This is a genomic window from Lederbergia panacisoli, from assembly GCF_024626525.1.
GTDB classification, from domain to species: Bacteria; Bacillota; Bacilli; order Bacillales; family Bacillaceae_C; genus Lederbergia; species Lederbergia panacisoli.
The window spans coordinates 158,827-175,909 of sequence record NZ_JANJGU010000006.1; the positions used below are offsets into that span (position 1 = coordinate 158,827).

Annotated in this window: 17 protein-coding genes and 1 riboswitch; of the genes, 4 read left to right on the top strand and 13 right to left on the bottom strand. The window is 38.5% G+C overall.

The genetic code is table 11. The annotated features are described in order from the left end of the window. Together pabA and NQ185_RS10870 are read right to left on the bottom strand one after the other, a co-directional pair. Complete coding sequence (gene pabA, locus NQ185_RS10865; RefSeq protein ID WP_257581780.1) at positions 1 to 582, bottom strand: aminodeoxychorismate/anthranilate synthase component II; 582 nt, start codon at positions 580 to 582, stop codon at positions 1 to 3. After that, positions 579 to 1,973, bottom strand: coding sequence for an anthranilate synthase component I family protein (locus NQ185_RS10870; RefSeq protein ID WP_257581781.1), 1,395 nt, complete (start codon positions 1,971 to 1,973; stop codon positions 579 to 581). The genes pabA and NQ185_RS10870 overlap by 4 nt, the downstream gene beginning before the upstream one ends. A 146-nt stretch (positions 1,974 to 2,119) precedes the next feature. Here NQ185_RS10870 and NQ185_RS10875 point away from each other — a divergent pair, with 146 nt between their 5' ends. Further along, positions 2,120 to 2,362, top strand: a complete 243-nt coding sequence (locus NQ185_RS10875; RefSeq protein ID WP_257581782.1) for a protein YuzH — start codon at positions 2,120 to 2,122, stop codon at positions 2,360 to 2,362. A gap of 34 nt (positions 2,363 to 2,396) precedes the next feature. Here the strand turns inward: NQ185_RS10875 and NQ185_RS10880 are convergent, their stop codons facing one another. From NQ185_RS10880 to NQ185_RS10890, 3 genes are all read right to left on the bottom strand, one after another. Next, positions 2,397 to 3,038: a ThuA domain-containing protein gene (locus NQ185_RS10880; protein WP_257581783.1), complete on the bottom strand. Its 642-nt coding sequence runs from the start codon at positions 3,036 to 3,038 to the stop codon at positions 2,397 to 2,399. An 8-nt stretch (positions 3,039 to 3,046) separates the two neighbouring features. Further along, positions 3,047 to 3,499: a VOC family protein gene (locus tag NQ185_RS10885; protein WP_257581785.1), complete on the bottom strand. Its 453-nt coding sequence runs from the start codon at positions 3,497 to 3,499 to the stop codon at positions 3,047 to 3,049. 101 nt (positions 3,500 to 3,600) lie between these two features. Next, positions 3,601 to 4,731, bottom strand: a complete 1,131-nt coding sequence (locus tag NQ185_RS10890) for a DEAD/DEAH box helicase (protein ID WP_257581786.1) — start codon at positions 4,729 to 4,731, stop codon at positions 3,601 to 3,603. Positions 4,732 to 4,819: 88 nt separating this feature from the next. On the opposite strand from NQ185_RS10890, the gene NQ185_RS10895 reads away from it, so the two are divergent. Beyond that, positions 4,820 to 5,740, top strand: coding sequence for an MBL fold metallo-hydrolase (locus tag NQ185_RS10895; RefSeq protein ID WP_257581787.1), 921 nt, complete (start codon positions 4,820 to 4,822; stop codon positions 5,738 to 5,740). 221 nt (positions 5,741 to 5,961) lie between these two features. Here the strand turns inward: NQ185_RS10895 and NQ185_RS10900 are convergent, their stop codons facing one another. From NQ185_RS10900 to NQ185_RS10910, 3 genes are read right to left on the bottom strand one after another with little or no spacing between them, the layout of a single operon-like run. Then, a complete protein-coding gene (locus NQ185_RS10900) occupies positions 5,962 to 7,434 on the bottom strand; it encodes an amidase family protein (RefSeq protein ID WP_257581788.1) in 1,473 nt (490 codons plus the stop codon). Between the two features lie 2 nt (positions 7,435 to 7,436). Continuing rightward, complete coding sequence (locus tag NQ185_RS10905) at positions 7,437 to 7,973, bottom strand: MFS transporter (protein WP_257581789.1); 537 nt, start codon at positions 7,971 to 7,973, stop codon at positions 7,437 to 7,439. Further along, positions 7,970 to 9,307, bottom strand: a complete 1,338-nt coding sequence (locus NQ185_RS10910) for an FAD-binding oxidoreductase (protein WP_307000771.1) — start codon at positions 9,305 to 9,307, stop codon at positions 7,970 to 7,972. The genes NQ185_RS10905 and NQ185_RS10910 overlap by 4 nt, the downstream gene beginning before the upstream one ends. A 245-nt stretch (positions 9,308 to 9,552) precedes the next feature. On the opposite strand from NQ185_RS10910, the gene NQ185_RS10915 reads away from it, so the two are divergent. After that, positions 9,553 to 9,861, top strand: coding sequence for a DUF3243 domain-containing protein (locus NQ185_RS10915; RefSeq protein ID WP_257581792.1), 309 nt, complete (start codon positions 9,553 to 9,555; stop codon positions 9,859 to 9,861). Positions 9,862 to 9,909: 48 nt separating this feature from the next. Here NQ185_RS10915 and acsA read toward each other — a convergent pair whose 3' ends face one another. From acsA to NQ185_RS10940, 5 genes are all read right to left on the bottom strand, one after another. Then, entirely contained in the window at positions 9,910 to 11,622 is a 1,713-nt protein-coding gene (acsA, locus tag NQ185_RS10920; protein ID WP_257581793.1) for an acetate--CoA ligase, read from the bottom strand. Beyond that, positions 11,619 to 12,338 (bottom strand): ABC transporter ATP-binding protein, encoded by a 720-nt coding sequence (locus tag NQ185_RS10925; RefSeq protein ID WP_257581794.1) that lies wholly within the window; start codon positions 12,336 to 12,338, stop codon positions 11,619 to 11,621. The genes acsA and NQ185_RS10925 overlap by 4 nt, the downstream gene beginning before the upstream one ends. Before the next feature lie 12 nt (positions 12,339 to 12,350). Continuing rightward, a complete protein-coding gene (locus NQ185_RS10930) occupies positions 12,351 to 13,193 on the bottom strand; it encodes an ABC transporter permease (RefSeq protein ID WP_257581795.1) in 843 nt (280 codons plus the stop codon). Between the two features lie 18 nt (positions 13,194 to 13,211). Next, positions 13,212 to 14,180 (bottom strand): aliphatic sulfonate ABC transporter substrate-binding protein, encoded by a 969-nt coding sequence (locus NQ185_RS10935; RefSeq protein WP_257581796.1) that lies wholly within the window; start codon positions 14,178 to 14,180, stop codon positions 13,212 to 13,214. 131 nt (positions 14,181 to 14,311) lie between these two features. Further along, positions 14,312 to 14,422: riboswitch (SAM riboswitch) on the bottom strand. Between the two features lie 89 nt (positions 14,423 to 14,511). After that, entirely contained in the window at positions 14,512 to 15,657 is a 1,146-nt protein-coding gene (locus tag NQ185_RS10940; RefSeq protein ID WP_257581797.1) for a trans-sulfuration enzyme family protein, read from the bottom strand. Positions 15,658 to 15,944: 287 nt separating this feature from the next. On the opposite strand from NQ185_RS10940, the gene NQ185_RS10945 reads away from it, so the two are divergent. Next, positions 15,945 to 17,078 carry a zinc-dependent alcohol dehydrogenase gene (locus NQ185_RS10945; RefSeq protein ID WP_257581799.1) on the top strand — a complete coding sequence of 378 codons (1,134 nt, stop codon included), beginning with the start codon at positions 15,945 to 15,947 and terminating at the stop codon, positions 17,076 to 17,078. Positions 17,079 to 17,083: the final 5 nt, after the last annotated feature.

Sequence of the window (17,083 nt, forward strand, 5' to 3'; positions counted from 1 at the left end):
TCATGAAACTTCCATTCGATAGCAATTAAGAAAATTTTGCAGGAGCTGTTTCCCTGCTTCTGTCATAATGGATTCAGGATGGAATTGTACGCCTTCAATAGGCAGCTCTTTATGTCTCACTCCCATAATTTCCCCTTTATCTGTCCAAGCAGATACTTCTAAACATTCAGGCAAGCTCATCTTTTTGACAATTAACGAATGATAGCGAGTTGCTCGAAATGGATGATTCACATTTAAAAAAATAGTTTTGCCATCATGAAATATTTCAGATGTTTTCCCATGGAGAAGACGCTCCGCCTTCACAACCTCGCCACCGAACACTTGCCCAATCGCTTGATGACCGAGGCATACTCCAAGTATTGGGATTTTTCCGGCAAAATACGAAATTGCACTCAGTGAAATTCCAGCTTCATTCGGTGTGCAAGGCCCCGGGGAAATGACTAAATAACTTGGCTTTAGCCTCTCAATTTCTTCAATTGAAATGTCATCATTTCTTCTGACAACGATTTTTTCACCAAGCTCTCCTAAATATTGGACAAGATTGTAGGTGAAAGAATCGTAGTTATCAATCATCAATATCATAATCCCAGTCCCCTCGTTTCTGCTGCTTCTTTTGCTTTCCAAAGTGCTTTCGCTTTTTTTAACGATTCCTCATATTCTGCTTTTGGATCAGAATCAATGACGATGCCAGCACCTGCTTGCACATGGCACATGCCTTCTTTTACTAACATCGTACGGATGACAATATTTAAATTTACATCATTATTAAAGCCAATCCAACCAAGTGATCCTGTGTACACACCACGTTTTACAGGCTCTAATTCTTCAATGATTTCAAGTGTCCGAACTTTTGGAGCACCGGTTATCGTTCCTCCTGGAAAAACAGCCTCTATTAAATCATAAGCACTTTTATCGGGTAACAATTCACCACTTACAAGTGACACGATGTGCATAACATGGGAATATTTTTCTACCGTCATCAGTTCATCGACTTTAACAGACCCGTATTCACACACTCGCCCTAGATCATTTCGTTCCAGATCTACAAGCATAATATGCTCGGCATTTTCTTTTTCATTTTCAATTAATTCGTTAGCTAAACGAGTATCATCTTCATCATCTATACCACGTGGCCTCGTCCCTGCGATTGGGCGCGTACTTACCAAATTCCCATCTTTTTTTATTAATAGTTCCGGAGACCCTGATACAATTTGAAATTCAGGAGTGTGCATATACCCCATATAAGGAGATGGGTTTAATATCCGTAATTCCTTATATATTTCAATTGGAGGGATTGTTAATTCCATCGATTGTCGGACCGTTAAGTTTGCTTGAAAAATATCCCCTTCCGAAATATAATGTTGGATTTTTTCAACGGCGTTTACAAATTCAGCTTCCGATAATGAAACTTGCAATTCTTGATTTCCGACTTTTTCATCGACTGAAATTTGCATAATGGCTGGAGTTTCCTGCCACTTTGCTATTAAGTTTTCCAGTTTTCCCTTGGCATTATTACGATTCAATACCATAACCCATAAACATTCTTCCTCATGGTCAAAAACAGCCCATTCATCAAAAACTAAAAAGTGGATAAGTGGAAATTGCAAATCATCTTTTGCTATATTGGGCAGCTTTTCGATGCACCATGCGTAGTCATAACTGATATATCCAATCGCTCCTCCTTGAAAATCTGGGATGTCTGCAATTGGAGGGAATTCGAACTGTTTCATCCACGATTCTAGTACAAGAAGAGGGTTTCCAGGAAGAACAGATTTCTCTCCCCTTTGGTCGATTACAACTTCACTCTTATTTCCCGTTACTACGGCGAATGGCGAAATACCAGCGATGCTATATCTTCCGACACGACCACTTTCGAGTAACACATGGTGATTAGCATTTGTGGTTAAATGTACATATGTATCAAAAAATTTTTCTTTTGTAAAAGGTATTTTTTCAAATAAAATGGCTTCCAAAGCTAAACCTCGCTTTCAATCTTGGTTATCAGCTTAATTTTAAAGGTATATACAGAGATTGCAATATGATTATAAAAATATCCGGTAAAACGGTTTTCATCTTATCAATTACATCTTATAATTAAAGGTGAAGGGATGGGTGAGCATTGAATATTTTAAAATGGTCATATACGAGACATTATAATATTAAAGCTCGATTCGATGAATTTCCCAACTCAGATGTGATTTTTAGGCAAATAAAAGATTACTATTTTATCTATAAAGTTGCTTGGTCTAAAGGAGATCCCGTAGTTGAAAGAAGACATTTAGAGGAAATGGAGTTTCTTTTAAACAGTGAACTTGGTACGATAGATTACTATAAAAAAAGATTGGCTTATATAAAAGCGTGAGGGAAATCGATTTAGTTCGATTTCCCTCATTTTTTTACTGAAGACTTAATTTTATTGAATTTGCAAGAAGAGAGGTCATCATCTGATGCAACAACCCTTCTTCCAAATGTGCAGGCGTTAAACAAACGACACATCCTTTCCCATACTCATGTGTCCAACCAGCAATTGATGAACCATCCACAGATTCGGAAGTAAGAAATACGTTTGTGTTTTCTTCATCACAAAAAACAAAATAATGCTCGTCAAGGAATTCAAATTCGCTATTTTTGGTTATGGCGGTTCCTTCAACCGTCTTATATGTAACAATTTGATGCTTATCTGGATGATATTCAAAATAACCTTTTAACATAGACGTATACGGTTCAATATTTTCATAGGATGCTAGACCTGAATGCCAGGCAACCCACCCGCCGCCTTCTTGAACGTATTCGCTAATGGCAGATGCAACTTCATCATCCATCCATGTTTGAATATCTTCATCCTGTGGATTTAAACGGTTTTCCTTAAATAAAACGACAGCATCCGGTTTACTTTGTACATGTTCGATTATATTTTCTGTAGAAGCATATTCAACTGTTACTTGCGGTAATTCTTCCAAAGCTTTGTTGAGTGAAGCAACTGCCCATTCTTCTTTATGATAAAAATCTCCCACCATTGCAATAATTCGCTTAGTCATTTTCTCACCTACTTGTCGTTTTCTAATAGCTCAATCATCACTTTTAAATCTTGTACGGAGTCAATATATGCATATCGACCACCTTCATATTCACCTTTTTGAACAAGTGGCATTTGTGCTTGCTCCAAAACTTGAATCTTTTCCTTCATCCCTTCTATTTGAAACGCGATATGATGTACTCCCTCACCATGCTCATCAAGATGCTCTCTCCATGTACTTGGATTCTCGTCCGGCTCGATTAATTCAACCTGCAATGATCCCATGTTAAAAAATGCTAGTTTTGCTCTTGCAACGGACGGCTCCCCCTTATACTCCGTTTGCGCCTTTTCTATCGTATCCGTGATGATCGCTTCAGGCTTTTCTACACCAAAGAAATCAGCATACACTTGAGATGTTTTTTCGATGTCATGCACAAGAATTCCGATTTGGGTAATAAAGTTTGTTCCTAGTAAATTTTTCATTTCGTTCTCTCCCTATCATTATATGTATTTTTAAGCGCTTTCATATATTATAACCGATAAACAATCGGACAGGAATGAACACTGCCCGATTATTTGAAGTTTTATTTTTTCGAAATAATATCAACAAATTGTCCCTTGAATATTCTTTTTTGATAAATGGGAAGGTTTAACTGCTTACCATATTTTCTTAGTTCCCGCTCATCCCTCGGAGTCGCGAATGAAACGACGGTACCGGCAGCTCCCATTCTTCCCGTTCTCCCTGATCGATGTATATACTGCTCAATATCTTTCGGAAGATCGTAATGAATGACATGGGTTAACCCTTCGATATCAAGTCCCCTTGCTGCAACATCTGTCGCAAGCAATAACTTTACATCTCCATTTCGAATCGATTTAATCGCTTTTTCGCGTTGACTTTTTCCTAGTTCACTATGAAGAGTTGCTATAGAAACTTTTTCAAACATAAGTTTTTCCACAAGTACGTTCATATTTCCAACATCCTTAACAAAAACGAGTCCCTTCATGCCTTTCATTGCAGCCATTTTTTGAAGAAGTTTAGCCCTTTCCCTTGGCTCGCAAAGCAAGTAAAAATGATCTACCTTTGAAGAGCTTTCTGTTCTGTTAACCTTTATAAATTCTGGCTTTCTTCCTATCATAGCTATTACCTGTTCGGGTTCTTCCATTGAAGTCGCTGAAAACAATAAAAGCTGTCGATCATTCATTGTAGATTTTACAATTGTTCTAACTGAATCTACATGTTCCTTATTTAACAATTGATCTCCTTCATCAAGGATGACTGTTTTCACTTCATGCATTTTTAACTTTTTCATTTTAATTAATTCTAATATTCTTCCCGGTGTTCCTACAACGATTTGCGGTCTTTCTTTTAATTTATCTAGTTGCCTTTTAATGTTGGCTCCACCTACTAGAGAGGTCTTCCTAATACTAGTCCCTTCCGTCCACTTTTGAATTTCTTGATAAATTTGCATGACCAGTTCTCGGGAAGGCGCTAAAATAACAGCTTGCAAATCATTTTGTTCCTCATTGATTTTTTCTAAAATAGGAAGTAAATACGCAACCGTTTTCCCTGTTCCGGTTGGAGATTCCGCGATTAAATCTTTACCTTCTAATATGAAAGGAATGGCTTCCTCTTGAATTTGTGTAGGTTTCTCAAATTGTGAATTTTGCCAGTTCTTTTGTAAAGATGGTTTTAAGTTTGTTAAAATATTCATTACTTTTCCTCACTTTATGGCAATGTCTTTGCTTATCATACTATAATCTATTCTAAGAACAAAAACCATTTTCTTGTGAGGTTTAATCATGAATAGTAAACGCTATGAAAATTTAGACCATGTTTCTACAGCAAAAACTTTTAAAGATTTACGAAATTGGCGGAAAGAAAGAAAAGGCAAGAGGAAAGATTTGTCTTTTCAAGTTCCGACTGTAAAACCAGAAGTAAGCTTTTTACAAACAAACAAATCAGAAGCTACAATTACATGGGTTGGACACTCAACTTTTCTTATTCAATTAAACGGGAAAAATATTTTGACAGACCCAGTTTGGGCGAATCAACTTGGGATGGATAAGCGGCTTACACCCCCTGGTCTTCTTATTTCTGATTTGCCGCCGATTGACATAGTACTTATCTCACATAGCCACCATGACCATTTGCATTATTCTTCTATTAAAAAATTAAAAGGAAATCCTACTTTTCTAGTACCAGTGGGACTCGGGCAATGGTTTATAAAAAGAAAGTTTTCTAAAGTAATCGAATTTAGTTGGTGGGAAGAGCAAAAAGTCGTGGACTTACATTTTACTTTCACCCCTGCACAGCATTGGACAAAACGAACATTGACCGATACAAATAAATCACATTGGGGTGGTTGGATTATGGCCTTCGGTAATCTTTGTATTTACTTTGCAGGTGATAGTGGTTATTTTAGAGGCTTTAAGGAAATTAGGGAACGCTACTCCATCGATTACTGTTTAATGCCAATTGGCGCATATGAACCCGAGTGGTTTATGTCAAGCCAGCACGTAAACCCAGAAGAAGCTGTTCAAGCCTTCGCCGATACGGGGGCCCGTTTTATGATCCCAATGCACTTTGGTGCCTACCGACTAGCAGATGATACTCCTAAGGAAGCATTGGATCGAATGAATGCCGAATGGGACAGTCGTGATTTAGACAGTGAGCGATTAAAAGTGATGAAAATTGGAGAGACGATTAGGCTAGAACCTTGAATGGAAAATTTTTTTTACTAAAACAATAATACTGAAAAAAGGTCGCTCTCGTTTACAAGAGTCGGCCTTTTTGCAGATTAAAATTGAAGTTTTGCCATGGAAGAGGATTCTATTAGACGTTTCAGGATTCTATTAGACGTTTCAGGATTCTATTAGACGTTTCAGGATTCTATTAGACGTTTCGCTCGGTAGCCTCGCGAAACTTATTCCAATGGCGAGCATTATTTCCTGCTTTCTTCTTTTAAAACTGGAGCCTTTCTATGTTTTGTCGCTTGTTCAAAGGCGTAGGCTATTTTTAACAAAGTTTCTTCGCTAAATGCCGTACCCGTAAAGGATACCCCAAACGGTTCTCCATTAGGAATGTAACCGGCTGGTACGATGACTGTTGGGTAACCTGCTTTTGCTGCAATCTCGGAACCCCTATCCCCACCGAAGAAGATAGCATCCAGATTATGCTGTTTTAAGGCAAAGTCAATTCCCTGTTCTCGTGTCAAGTATTGGTCCTTTTCTAAAGCATTAATATATTCTTTTTCTAGTAAAGTACCACTAGTTTCTTCCGAATCTACTAGCAATTTTTGCCCGTATTTTAGCATTGCCTTTGGATTCTTATAGTTGAAAGCAATGACATCAGAAAGTGAACGATTCTTATTCGAAGGGGATGTTGACCGCAAATACGCATTTAAATCTGGCTTAAACTCGTAAACTAAAACTTCATAGCCCCATTTCTCTTCGGCGGACGGAATGACAATGTCCTCTACGATTTCAGCCCCAAGTTCACGTAAACACTCAATTGCGTCTTCTATCATCTTTATTTTGTGCTTATTTAATCGATTGGAAAAAGGTTTTCCGGCAATACCGATTCGATATCCTTTCAAGCTTGTTTCCTTTAACAAGGAAGCATAATTAATGCCGCTTCTCGGATTGGATAAAGTAGCAGAATCCGTATTATCCCAACCGGCAATCGCAGTCAATACATGTGCCGCATCTTTCACTGTCCTCGCCATTGGTCCTGGAGTGTCTTGAGTATGGGCAATCGGAATGACTCCACTTCTGCTTACGAGTCCAACAGTCGGCTTAATCCCAACGAGTGAATTTTTCAATGATGGATTCAAAATCGATCCAGATGTCTCTGTTCCAATGGAAGCAGCCGCAAAATTTGCAGCAATTGCTGCTCCTGATCCCGAACTGGAACCTCCGACATCAAATTCTCCATATGGATTTAATGTCTGGCCACCTCTTGAGCTGTAACCGCTCGGCATTCCAATCGTCATAAAATTTGCCCATTCAGTCATATTTGTCTTTCCGAGTAAAATCGCCCCTGCTTCTCTCAGCTTAGCTGCCACAAATGAATCTTTCATAGCGACGTGACCATCTAGAGCTAGTGAACCCGCAGTTGTATGCGTTTTATCACCAGTATCAATATTATCCTTCAATAAAATGGGGATTCCGTGAAGTCCACTTCTTGACCCTTTTTGAGCTCGCTCCAAATCCAATGCTGCTGCGATATGCAATGCGTCAGGATTCACCTCTAATACCGAACGAATCTCCCCATCGAAATGTGATATTCGATACAAATACATATGTACAAGATCAACCGATGTAATTTCCTTTGAACTCAACTTTTCCTGCATTTCATCTATCGTTGCTTCCATTAACCATTTATCATGCAATTGCTTTAATTTAGGATTTTGCATTTTCAATTCTCCGTTTCCTCTATTTTTAAAACAAAAAAGCCGCCAATAAATAAAATAAGTGAGCTTATATAAAAAATAATGTCCAATGTAAACAAATCGATTATTAATCCGCCAAGCATGACGGCAAGCCCAGTAAAAATCGATGTCCAAAAATGGTATTTTCCAATAGTAACTCCGCGATTTCCACGTTCCGTAAAATCTGCCAGCATGGCTTTTTCACTCGTCTTTTGTGCAGCTCCTATAATACCTAGGATAATTTGTAATGCGTACACTTGCCATACGTCCGTTACAAGAGGGAAAAATAATAATAGAAACGCCATCCCCCAACTTCCAATTAGCAAAAATAGTTTTCTTCCTAATTTGTCTGACCATTTGCCTACAATAATATGGACTAGAGATGAACTAATTGTAAATAAACCATAGGAAATGCCGTACTGTAGAAAACCTCCCCCTACCTCTTTTATAAAAATTAAATAAAACGGAAAAACGAGACTGCTTCCTAGTATAGCGATGCTTTGTGATATGATGACCCATCTCATGTTCCATACTCCTCGTAAAACTGGTTCATGAATCTTTCATCCGGATCGTATTCCCTTTTCTTTTGAAAAAATTCGTCGGTCTTTGGATAAGCTTCTCTCATTTGTTCCTTCGTTGGGTAATGATAATAAGGCAAATAATAGGACCCATTCATTTCAAGTGTCAAATCAATTATTTTTCTTACAACCTCCCCTGTCTTTTCAATTTCTTTCTCTGAAATCCCTTGGTTGATCAAAAAAACAAGCGCAAACATATCCTCCTTCGCGTAGGAAAGAAAAGCTTCTTCGTTTTTCGGTACATGTCTAACCGTAATATTTAAAACGTTTAAATCGTTTTCCGTTAAAAGATTTCTTAATCTATCAATATAATCTGGAAAATCATCTACCGGGATAAAGTATTCCTGAAGTATGTCCGTATCATTTTTTCCTTCATATTGTAAAAACTCTACTTCTGGACGCATGACATTATTTCTAGAGATGAATTCTTCCTGTCCTTCTTTAAATGCATGCTTTTGAACGAACCAAACAAAGTTTTTTCCCCAATCAGAATGGCGCGAAAGACCAAATGCAAATTTATTTCTTCGAATATATTTTTCATTTGCTAAATCAGTGTAATCTTCAAATTTTTTCTCAACAGTTTTGTAATAATTCGTCACGTACATTTCTGTTAAAAGGTTTTTTGGAGCAATAGAAATTCTCGAATTATGCATTTCTATCTCGGGGTTATCCAAAACTTTTTCCTTAAAATAGTCGGGATAATCGTGATAGTCGATCCATTCATTTCTCGACTTATATAATACGTCGTCGGTCAACTCAATATCGACATCCAAAATAATACCGAATAACCCATAGCCTCCATTTACAAGTCGAAATAATTCTTCGTTCTCAGTCCTGCTGACATCCAATATGTCACCATTTGCATTCATTAATCGAAAGGAACGGATGCTTTCTATTAAAGGACCAAAACGAATATCCCTTCCGTGGACATTTACACTCATCGACCCACCAATGGTAAAAATATTTGGCGCCTGCATTGTTTTAATAGAGAGACCGTATGGATTAATCGCTTCTTGAACATCTGCCCAAGTAGCACCACTTTGTACAGTAATCAGTTTTTCATCATGGTCTACCTTAATGACCTTATTATATGTAGTCATATTAAGAACAATTGCATCCTTAAAATATGTATGTCCGCCTTGGCTATGCTGTTTTCCAGCGATTGATATTTTTAAGTTTTTCTTTTTTGCATCAAGTAGCAGCTGTTTGAATTGTTCTATTTCCTGACCCTTTACTACTTCTTTTACTTTAATAGGTACTAATCGTCCTACATCATTCATAAGGAGGTTATTCTGATCTTTTTCTAGATAAGAAAGTACAAAAAAGCTGCAGTAAAACAATATAAAAATAATTATTAAAATGCCAATTCGCTTTTTGTGAAAAATTTTATTCACCATACCCCTCTGTTACAAATCTTTAATTCTATTTTATATGATAAGAGGAGTTTATTCTTCATTATTTTTCATAGTTTAATCTATTGTGGAAAAGGAAATGTACTAGTATCAACTAAAAGGAGATGCATAAGATGGATTCATCACATTCTCAAGAAAAAGTTGAACAACAGCTACAACAAATCGACGAGGAAAAAAAGGAAAATATTTTAACGAGATTCGATTCTTTTAAATCCTATTTAGCTGAACAGGTTGAAAAAGGGGAAAAACTTGGACTAAGTGAAGAAGCTCTTGCTAAAGCTGCTGAAAAAGTAGGAAATTATTTAGCAGCCCACGAGGAACCCCGAAATCGAGAAGAACATTTACTCAAAGAAATGTGGAAAGTTGCCGAGAAAGATCAGCAACATCAACTTGCTCATATATTAATTAATATGGTGAAATGATAATCCACCATCATTATTTGTAAAAAAGAACCCACGATGGGTTCTTTTTTACACTTCAACTGCTTTTAATTTTTCAATTTCTCGAGCCTTCAATTCCCTGCGTAGTATTTTTCCGCTTATTTTTGTTTTCGGTAATTCCTCTATCACTTCAATTTCGCGTGGGGCTGCGTGTGCCGCTAGTCGATTGCGGACGAATAGGCGAATGTTTGCTAATAATTCAGGGGTGGATGTATACCCTTTTTTCAATACGATGAAGGCTTTTACGATTTCTCCGCGGATGAAATCCGGTTTTCCGACCACTCCCGCTTCAGCAACGGCTGGGTGTTCGATCAGTTTGCTCTCTACCTCAAACGGTCCTATTCGTTCCCCGGAAGAATTAATCATATCATCGCTTCTCCCTTGGAAAAAGATATAACCTTCCTCATCTTTCAATGCAAGATCTCCCGACAAATACCAGTTGGGTCCAAAAGGAAAATACGATTGATATTTTTTTTCATTTCTCCATACTTCCTTCATAATCGATGGCCATGGTCCTTTTATCGCCAAATGTCCGACTTCTCCTACTGGCAACGGATTTCCGTCATCATCTAAAATAGCTGTTTCAATTGTCGGAAGTGGCTTTCCCATCGATCCCGGCTTGATTGGTTCTGTAGGCAAGTTCACAATTAATTGTGCCCCTGTCTCCGTCATCCACCACGTATCGTGGATTCGTAAGTTTAAATGCCCGACACTCCAATAAATGATTTCAGGATTCAGCGGTTCACCAACACTTAAAATATGTCGGAGTGAACTGACATTATAGCGTTTTAATGTCTCAACTCCCTCTGCCATAAGCATCCTGAACGCTGTTGGGGCGCTATACCAAACCGTCACACCTGTTTTTTCTATTGTTTCATACCAACTATCTGCATTGAAGCGACCACCATGTAAAACGATTGTTGCCCGGTTCAATAAAGGGGCAAATATGCCATACACACAACCTGTCACCCAGCCTGGATGGGCAGTGCACCAATACACATCATCTTCTTTTAAATCAAGCACCCATCGCCCTGTAGTATATTGTTGAATCATCGCTCGATGTGCATGAATGATTCCTTTCGGTTTCCCTGTTGAGCCGCTTGTATAATGGATATTCAATCCATCCTCAAGGTCCACCCATTCAATGACATTCTCATCTATCTCTGTTTGGGTAAGCTCTTTTGGAATTGAAATAGCGTGATTTGTTGTAATCTGTTCATCCGTTAAAAAAATCGTTTCTAAGCTTGGTAAATCTTGCAGCGGGACACGCTGTAAATATTCTTCATTCGTAATCAAATATTTTCCTTCACAATCAGAGATTCTATCGCGAATCGCTTCTTCCATAAACGCCTCAAATAGCGGGCCGACAACCGCCCCTAATTTAATCGCCGCTAAAATAGCGATATGGCATTCGGGATGTTTTGGCAAAAATACGAATAAAAAATCGCCCTTTTTTACTCCATGCTTTTTTAAGATAGTTGCCCAACGATCTGTCGCTTCTTTCAGTTCGCGGTAAGTTAATGTCGATTCACTATTTTCCGAGATATAATGAAGGGCAACTTTTTCGCCAAAACCAGCCGCCACATGGCGATCTACACATTCAAAGGCCATATTAACTTTTCCCGTTTTATGCCAGCTAAAATATTTCTTTACATTGTCCCAGTTAAACACCTTGTGTTTATCCAAATCCGTCTTTACATTAAAGGAACCATCATATGGAGGGATAATCTTTTGTCTTGTCATAGTAAGTCCTCCTTCGATTTATGATTTAAATCAAGCAGATTTAAAATTTCCGCTTTTTTCTCGGCTAATGCCACATCCCCTCGTGAACGTGGTTTTGCTTGCTCAATATTTATTTCGGCATATAGCTCTCCCGGCTGCCCACGCAAAATAAAAATTCGATCACATAAATACAGAGCTTCGTCTATATCGTGTGTGACGAGGATCATCGTTGTTTGTCTTTTTTGCCAAATGGATAACAACAAATCTTGGAGCTGCATTTTTGTAAAAGCATCTAAAGCACTGAATGGTTCGTCTAAAAGCAACACATCTGGCTCAGTTATAAGCGATCTTGCAATCGCAGTTCTCTGCGCCATTCCTCCGGATAAATCTTTTGGATAATGACCCGCAAATTCATCTAGACCAACCAATTGTAATAAATCCTTAGCTAAATCTTTTTTCTGCCCCTTCTGTACACCAAAGCATATATTTTCATGAACGGTTAGCCATGGCATTAAACGAGGCTCTTGGAACATCATTCCTACCGTTCTTTCAGAAAAAGAAATTTGCCCTTCATACTGGTCATCCAATCCAGAAAGGACTCGCAATAATGTGCTTTTTCCACATCCACTCGTACCAAGAATACCGATTATTTCACCCTCCTCGATAGAAAACGTTACATTTCGAAAACCAGCTTTTCCAGCGTTAAATGTTCTCGTTATATTTTGTACGGTAAGCATCGAAGTCCCCCTTTATCGCTGATTAGAAAAGCTATCCTGCCAGCTAAGCGATTTTTTCTCGATATTTTTTAATAATGAGTCGGACATTTTCCCAATAACAGCAAATAATAAAATACTTGCAATGACTAAATGAGGGGAATACGTATTTTGACCGACAACTAATAAATAGCCAAGTCCTTTACTTGCACCCATAATTTCAGCAGCTACGACGAACATCCAGCCGAGGCCCAAACCGCTTCGCAGTCCTACTAAAAAGGAGGGCAGAGAAGCAGGTAAAATAATTTTTCTTAATGTTTCGGTAGAAGTGAAGCCGTATATTTTTCCGACTTCAATAAGTTTGCGATCAACACCTTGAATCCCTGAAACAATGTTTAAATAAACTGGAAAAAATACGCCGACAGCAATCAAGGTCACTTTTGACGGCTCTCCAATTCCCATCCATAAGATAAATAAGGGAACCCAAGCTAATGAAGGAATTGCTCTGAACGCTTGGATCAATGGGTCCATTAATTTTTCAACTACCGTAAAATATCCCACTGCCGAACCAAAAATAAGTGCTGCGAACGTTCCTAGTAAAAATCCAGCTGCTACTCGAAACAAAGTCATTCCAATATGCCCCCAAAGGGTGCCGGATGCTCCCATTTCAATAATTTCCTTTATGATTCTTGTTGGAGTTGGAAGGAGATGGGCTTCGATCAACCCGATTCTCCCTGCAATTTCCCATATAATTAATAAAATAAGTGGGATGATGCCCCCAAGAATCCAATTTATATTAAATTGAACTTTTGGCTTTAATAGTTTTGCAGTTTTCGGCTTTTCTACCGCTGCTCCAAAAAATTCGCTTCTTTCACTCATAGAAAGCACCGCCTTTTCTTATTTAAAATAGCTCGGATTAATTAAATCTTTGACGATTTTTTCAATATCTGCATTTCCTTCAACTAATCCTTCATTTTTGAGTACATCACCCGCAGCCGTAATCGCCGCAATTTGTTTCTCTCCTGGTTTAGCTTCGGAAAAATCATTTCTCTTAATTTGGATTTTAGCGACTTCCAAATCAATTTGCGCTTCTTTTGCTAAAATTTCTGCAGTTTCGTCAGGATGAGCAATCGCCCACTGACGAGCTTTTTCATATGCTTCAATTACCTTCGTCACGTATTCCGGGTATTTCTCAGCAAATTCTGTGCGAACATTTAACGTTCCGTACGTATTAAAATCTGGGTTACGGAAAAACAAATTTGCTCCAGCCTCTTTTTCAACCCTTGCCATATGTGGATCAAGCCCAGCCCATGCATCTACTTCTCCCGATAGAAGAGCCGCGGCCCCATCTCCGTGCTGAAGGTTGATGATTTCAACGTCTTTTGCGGATAACCCATTTTCTTCGAGTGAACGCAACAAGAAAATATATGGATCAGTACCAAGTGTCGCGGCAACCTTTTTTCCTTTTAAATCTTCAACACTACTAATCGAGGAATCTTTTGAAACAAGTGCAGTCCATTCCGGCTTTGAATAAATATAAACCGTTTGAATCGGTGAACCTTTTGCCTTGGCAAGCAGTGCGGCTGCTCCAGCAGATGAACCAAAATCAACACTTTTTGAATTTAAAAATTCAAGAGCTTTATTACTGCCTTGACTTAGAACAAACTCTACCTCAATGCCTTCTTTTTGAAATATATCTTCAGCAAATCCTTTTTCCTTTAAAATAAGGCTCGTTGGCGAATAATGAGCGTAGTCCAAAATGATCTTTTTCGGTTTTCCATTTGCCCCACTTGCTTGACTTGAACACCCTGATATAGTGAATAACGACAAAAGTAATAATAAAAATTTGGTCAAAACTGATTTCATTTTCTTTCCTCCATTTTTGATTATTATGATAGTCTTACTTGGTTTAATAAATGAAAAATTGCTAATTCTTTTGCATTTTTAACATCAAAAAGCCCCCTTCCTAAGAAGAGGGCGAATATATACGGTTCCTCCTCTTATCTTTCAGATCCATGATCTGTAGGATTTAGCACCTTTGCCAAACGAATTGTTTGCAGGTTGCCGGGCTTCATAGGGCCTATTCCCTCCGCCGCTCTTGATAAGAGTTCGTTATTTAATTATTTAAAGCATTAATGTATTTCATTTGTAAAGTGAGTATAAAACACTTTATTTGTTGTGTCAAACCATTTTTTTCCTAAATTAATGATGCTTCAATTGCTGATAAAAGCTGATTTACTATTTCTTTTGAACTTTCTATCCCAACCGATATGCGAATGACACGATCATTTATCCCGAGTTTTTCCTGTGCCTCTAGGGGTAAATTGCGATGAGAAGTCCCTAATGGGTAGGAGACTGACGTTTCCACCCCACCTAAAGAAGGAACAATTTTTATCCAGCCAAGCGATGCAAAAAAGGTTCTTATGTCACATTGAGATGATAGTTCGATAGTAACAATTGCGCCATTTCCTTTTTCGGAAACGAACTCAGGAAAGTATACTTTATTAATGTTGGCATTTTGCTTAAGCTGATCTGCCATAAACTGTGCGTTTTGATTTTGTTTTTCCATTCTTAAAGCAAGGGTTTTTATTCCCCGGCATGTTAACCATGCTTCAAAAGGACTCAAATTTGCGCCAAGACTGATAATCTTTTGACGGACTGATTGAATTAACGTTTCACTTCCGGCAATGACGCCCGCCGATACATCACTATGACCACCAAGGTATTTGGTTGCACTGTGAACGACGAGATCCACCCCGTCTTTATAAGGCTGCAAAACATATGGAGTCGCAAATGTATTGTCCACCATTGAGAATAAGCTATGCTCTCTTGCTATGTCAACGAGCTTCTTTATATTTTCAGCACGAAGAAATGGATTTGTAATCGTTTCTGTATATAGTAGTTTCGTATTTTCTCGAATCGCCTCTCTAATCTCTTGTTCATTTCCGAAAGATACGAAAGAAACAGCAATTCCAAAGTTTTTCAATTCAGCATCAAGTAAATGATATGTACCACCATATAAATCATCGCATGCGACAATATGATCGCCATTTTTGGCAACGGCAAGAATTCCCGCCAAAATGGCAGACATCCCTGAAGAAGCAGCAACTCCCGATTCAGCACCTTCCAACGTCGCTACTGCCGACCCTAGCTCATCTGTATTTGGATTACCATAACGTGTATATAAATACGGTGTTTCACCTTCAAAATAGCTTTCAAGCTCATCCAAATTTCTAAACGAAAACGAGGACGTTTGGTAAATAGGCGTAGCCTTGCTCGTAAAATGACTCTTACCCTTCAATGATTGATGTACAGCCAATGTATCAAAAGAAACGTCCCTCATCTGTCACTCACTCCTAAGTTGATTAATAATTGAGATTATACTTTTAATTGATCATAGTGTCTAGTGCCAGGCACCCGAACAATTCTGAATTGTGCCGAAGTTGTTTGGGTGACTGGCACTAGAACAATTCTGAATTGCGTCGAAGTTGTTTGAGTGCCTGGCACCCAAGCAATTCTGAATTGTGTCGAAGTTGTTTGAGTGCCTGGCACTCGTACAATTACAATTATTTTTTCTATTATAGGGGCATTATATTTAGGAGTGATATTGGTCATTGGAGGGTGCATAGGATGAAGGCTGTTACGTATCAAGGTGTGAAGAAAATTGAGGTGAAGGATGTTCCGGAGCCGAAGGTTGAGAAGAGGGATGATGTTATTGTTCGGATTACGTCGACTGCGATTTGTGGGTCGGATCTGCATTTGTATCTTGGAAATATGAGGATGCGTGATGATTATATTATTGGTCATGAGCCAATGGGGATTGTGGAGGAAGTGGGGCCTGATGTTGCAAAGGTGAAGAAAGGAGATCGTGTTGTCATTCCGTTTACGGTCGCATGCGGAAAATGCTTTTATTGTGAAAATCATATGGAAAGCCAATGTGATAATGCGAATCCACACCTTGATACCGGTGGTTATTTCGGCTATACAGAAATGTTTGGAGACCACCCAGGGGGACAAGCCGAATATTTAAAAGTTCCATTTGGAAACTATCTTCCATTCGTTATTCCTGAATCTACTGAACTTGAAGACGAATCTCTTCTTTTCCTTTCAGATGTGCTTCCAACAGCTTATTGGAGCGTTGAGAATTCTGGGGTAAAGGAAGGCGATACTGTTATTGTCCTCGGTTGCGGTCCTGTTGGACTTATGACACAAAAATTTGCTTGGATGAAAGGAGCAAAACGAGTCATTGCAGTAGACCATGTCGAATATCGGTTAATCCATGCAAAGAAAATAAATAAGGTGGAGATATATGATTTTACGAAACATGAGGATGCAGGCTTATATTTTAGGGAGATTACAAATGGCGGTGCGGATGTCGTCATTGACTGCGTTGGCATGGATGGTAAAAAAACACCAATGGAAACGGTAGGACAAAAATTAAAACTTCAAGGCGGGACACTTAGTGCGATTGAAATTGCGATGAAAGCCGTAAGAAAATATGGAACGATTCAGCTGACAGGCGTATACGGATCCAACTACAATCTATTTCCTTTAGGTGAACTTTTTACACGCAACATCACACTAAAGATGGGACAGGCCCCAGTTGTTCATTACATGCCAGAACTGTTTGAAAAAATCATCAATAAAGAATTCGACCCGACGGAAATTATTACTCATAAAGTTTCATTGGATCAAGCTGCTCACGCTTACCAAATTTTCAATGACCACGAAGATGCGTGTATTAAAGTTGTGTTAAAACCATAGGAAAA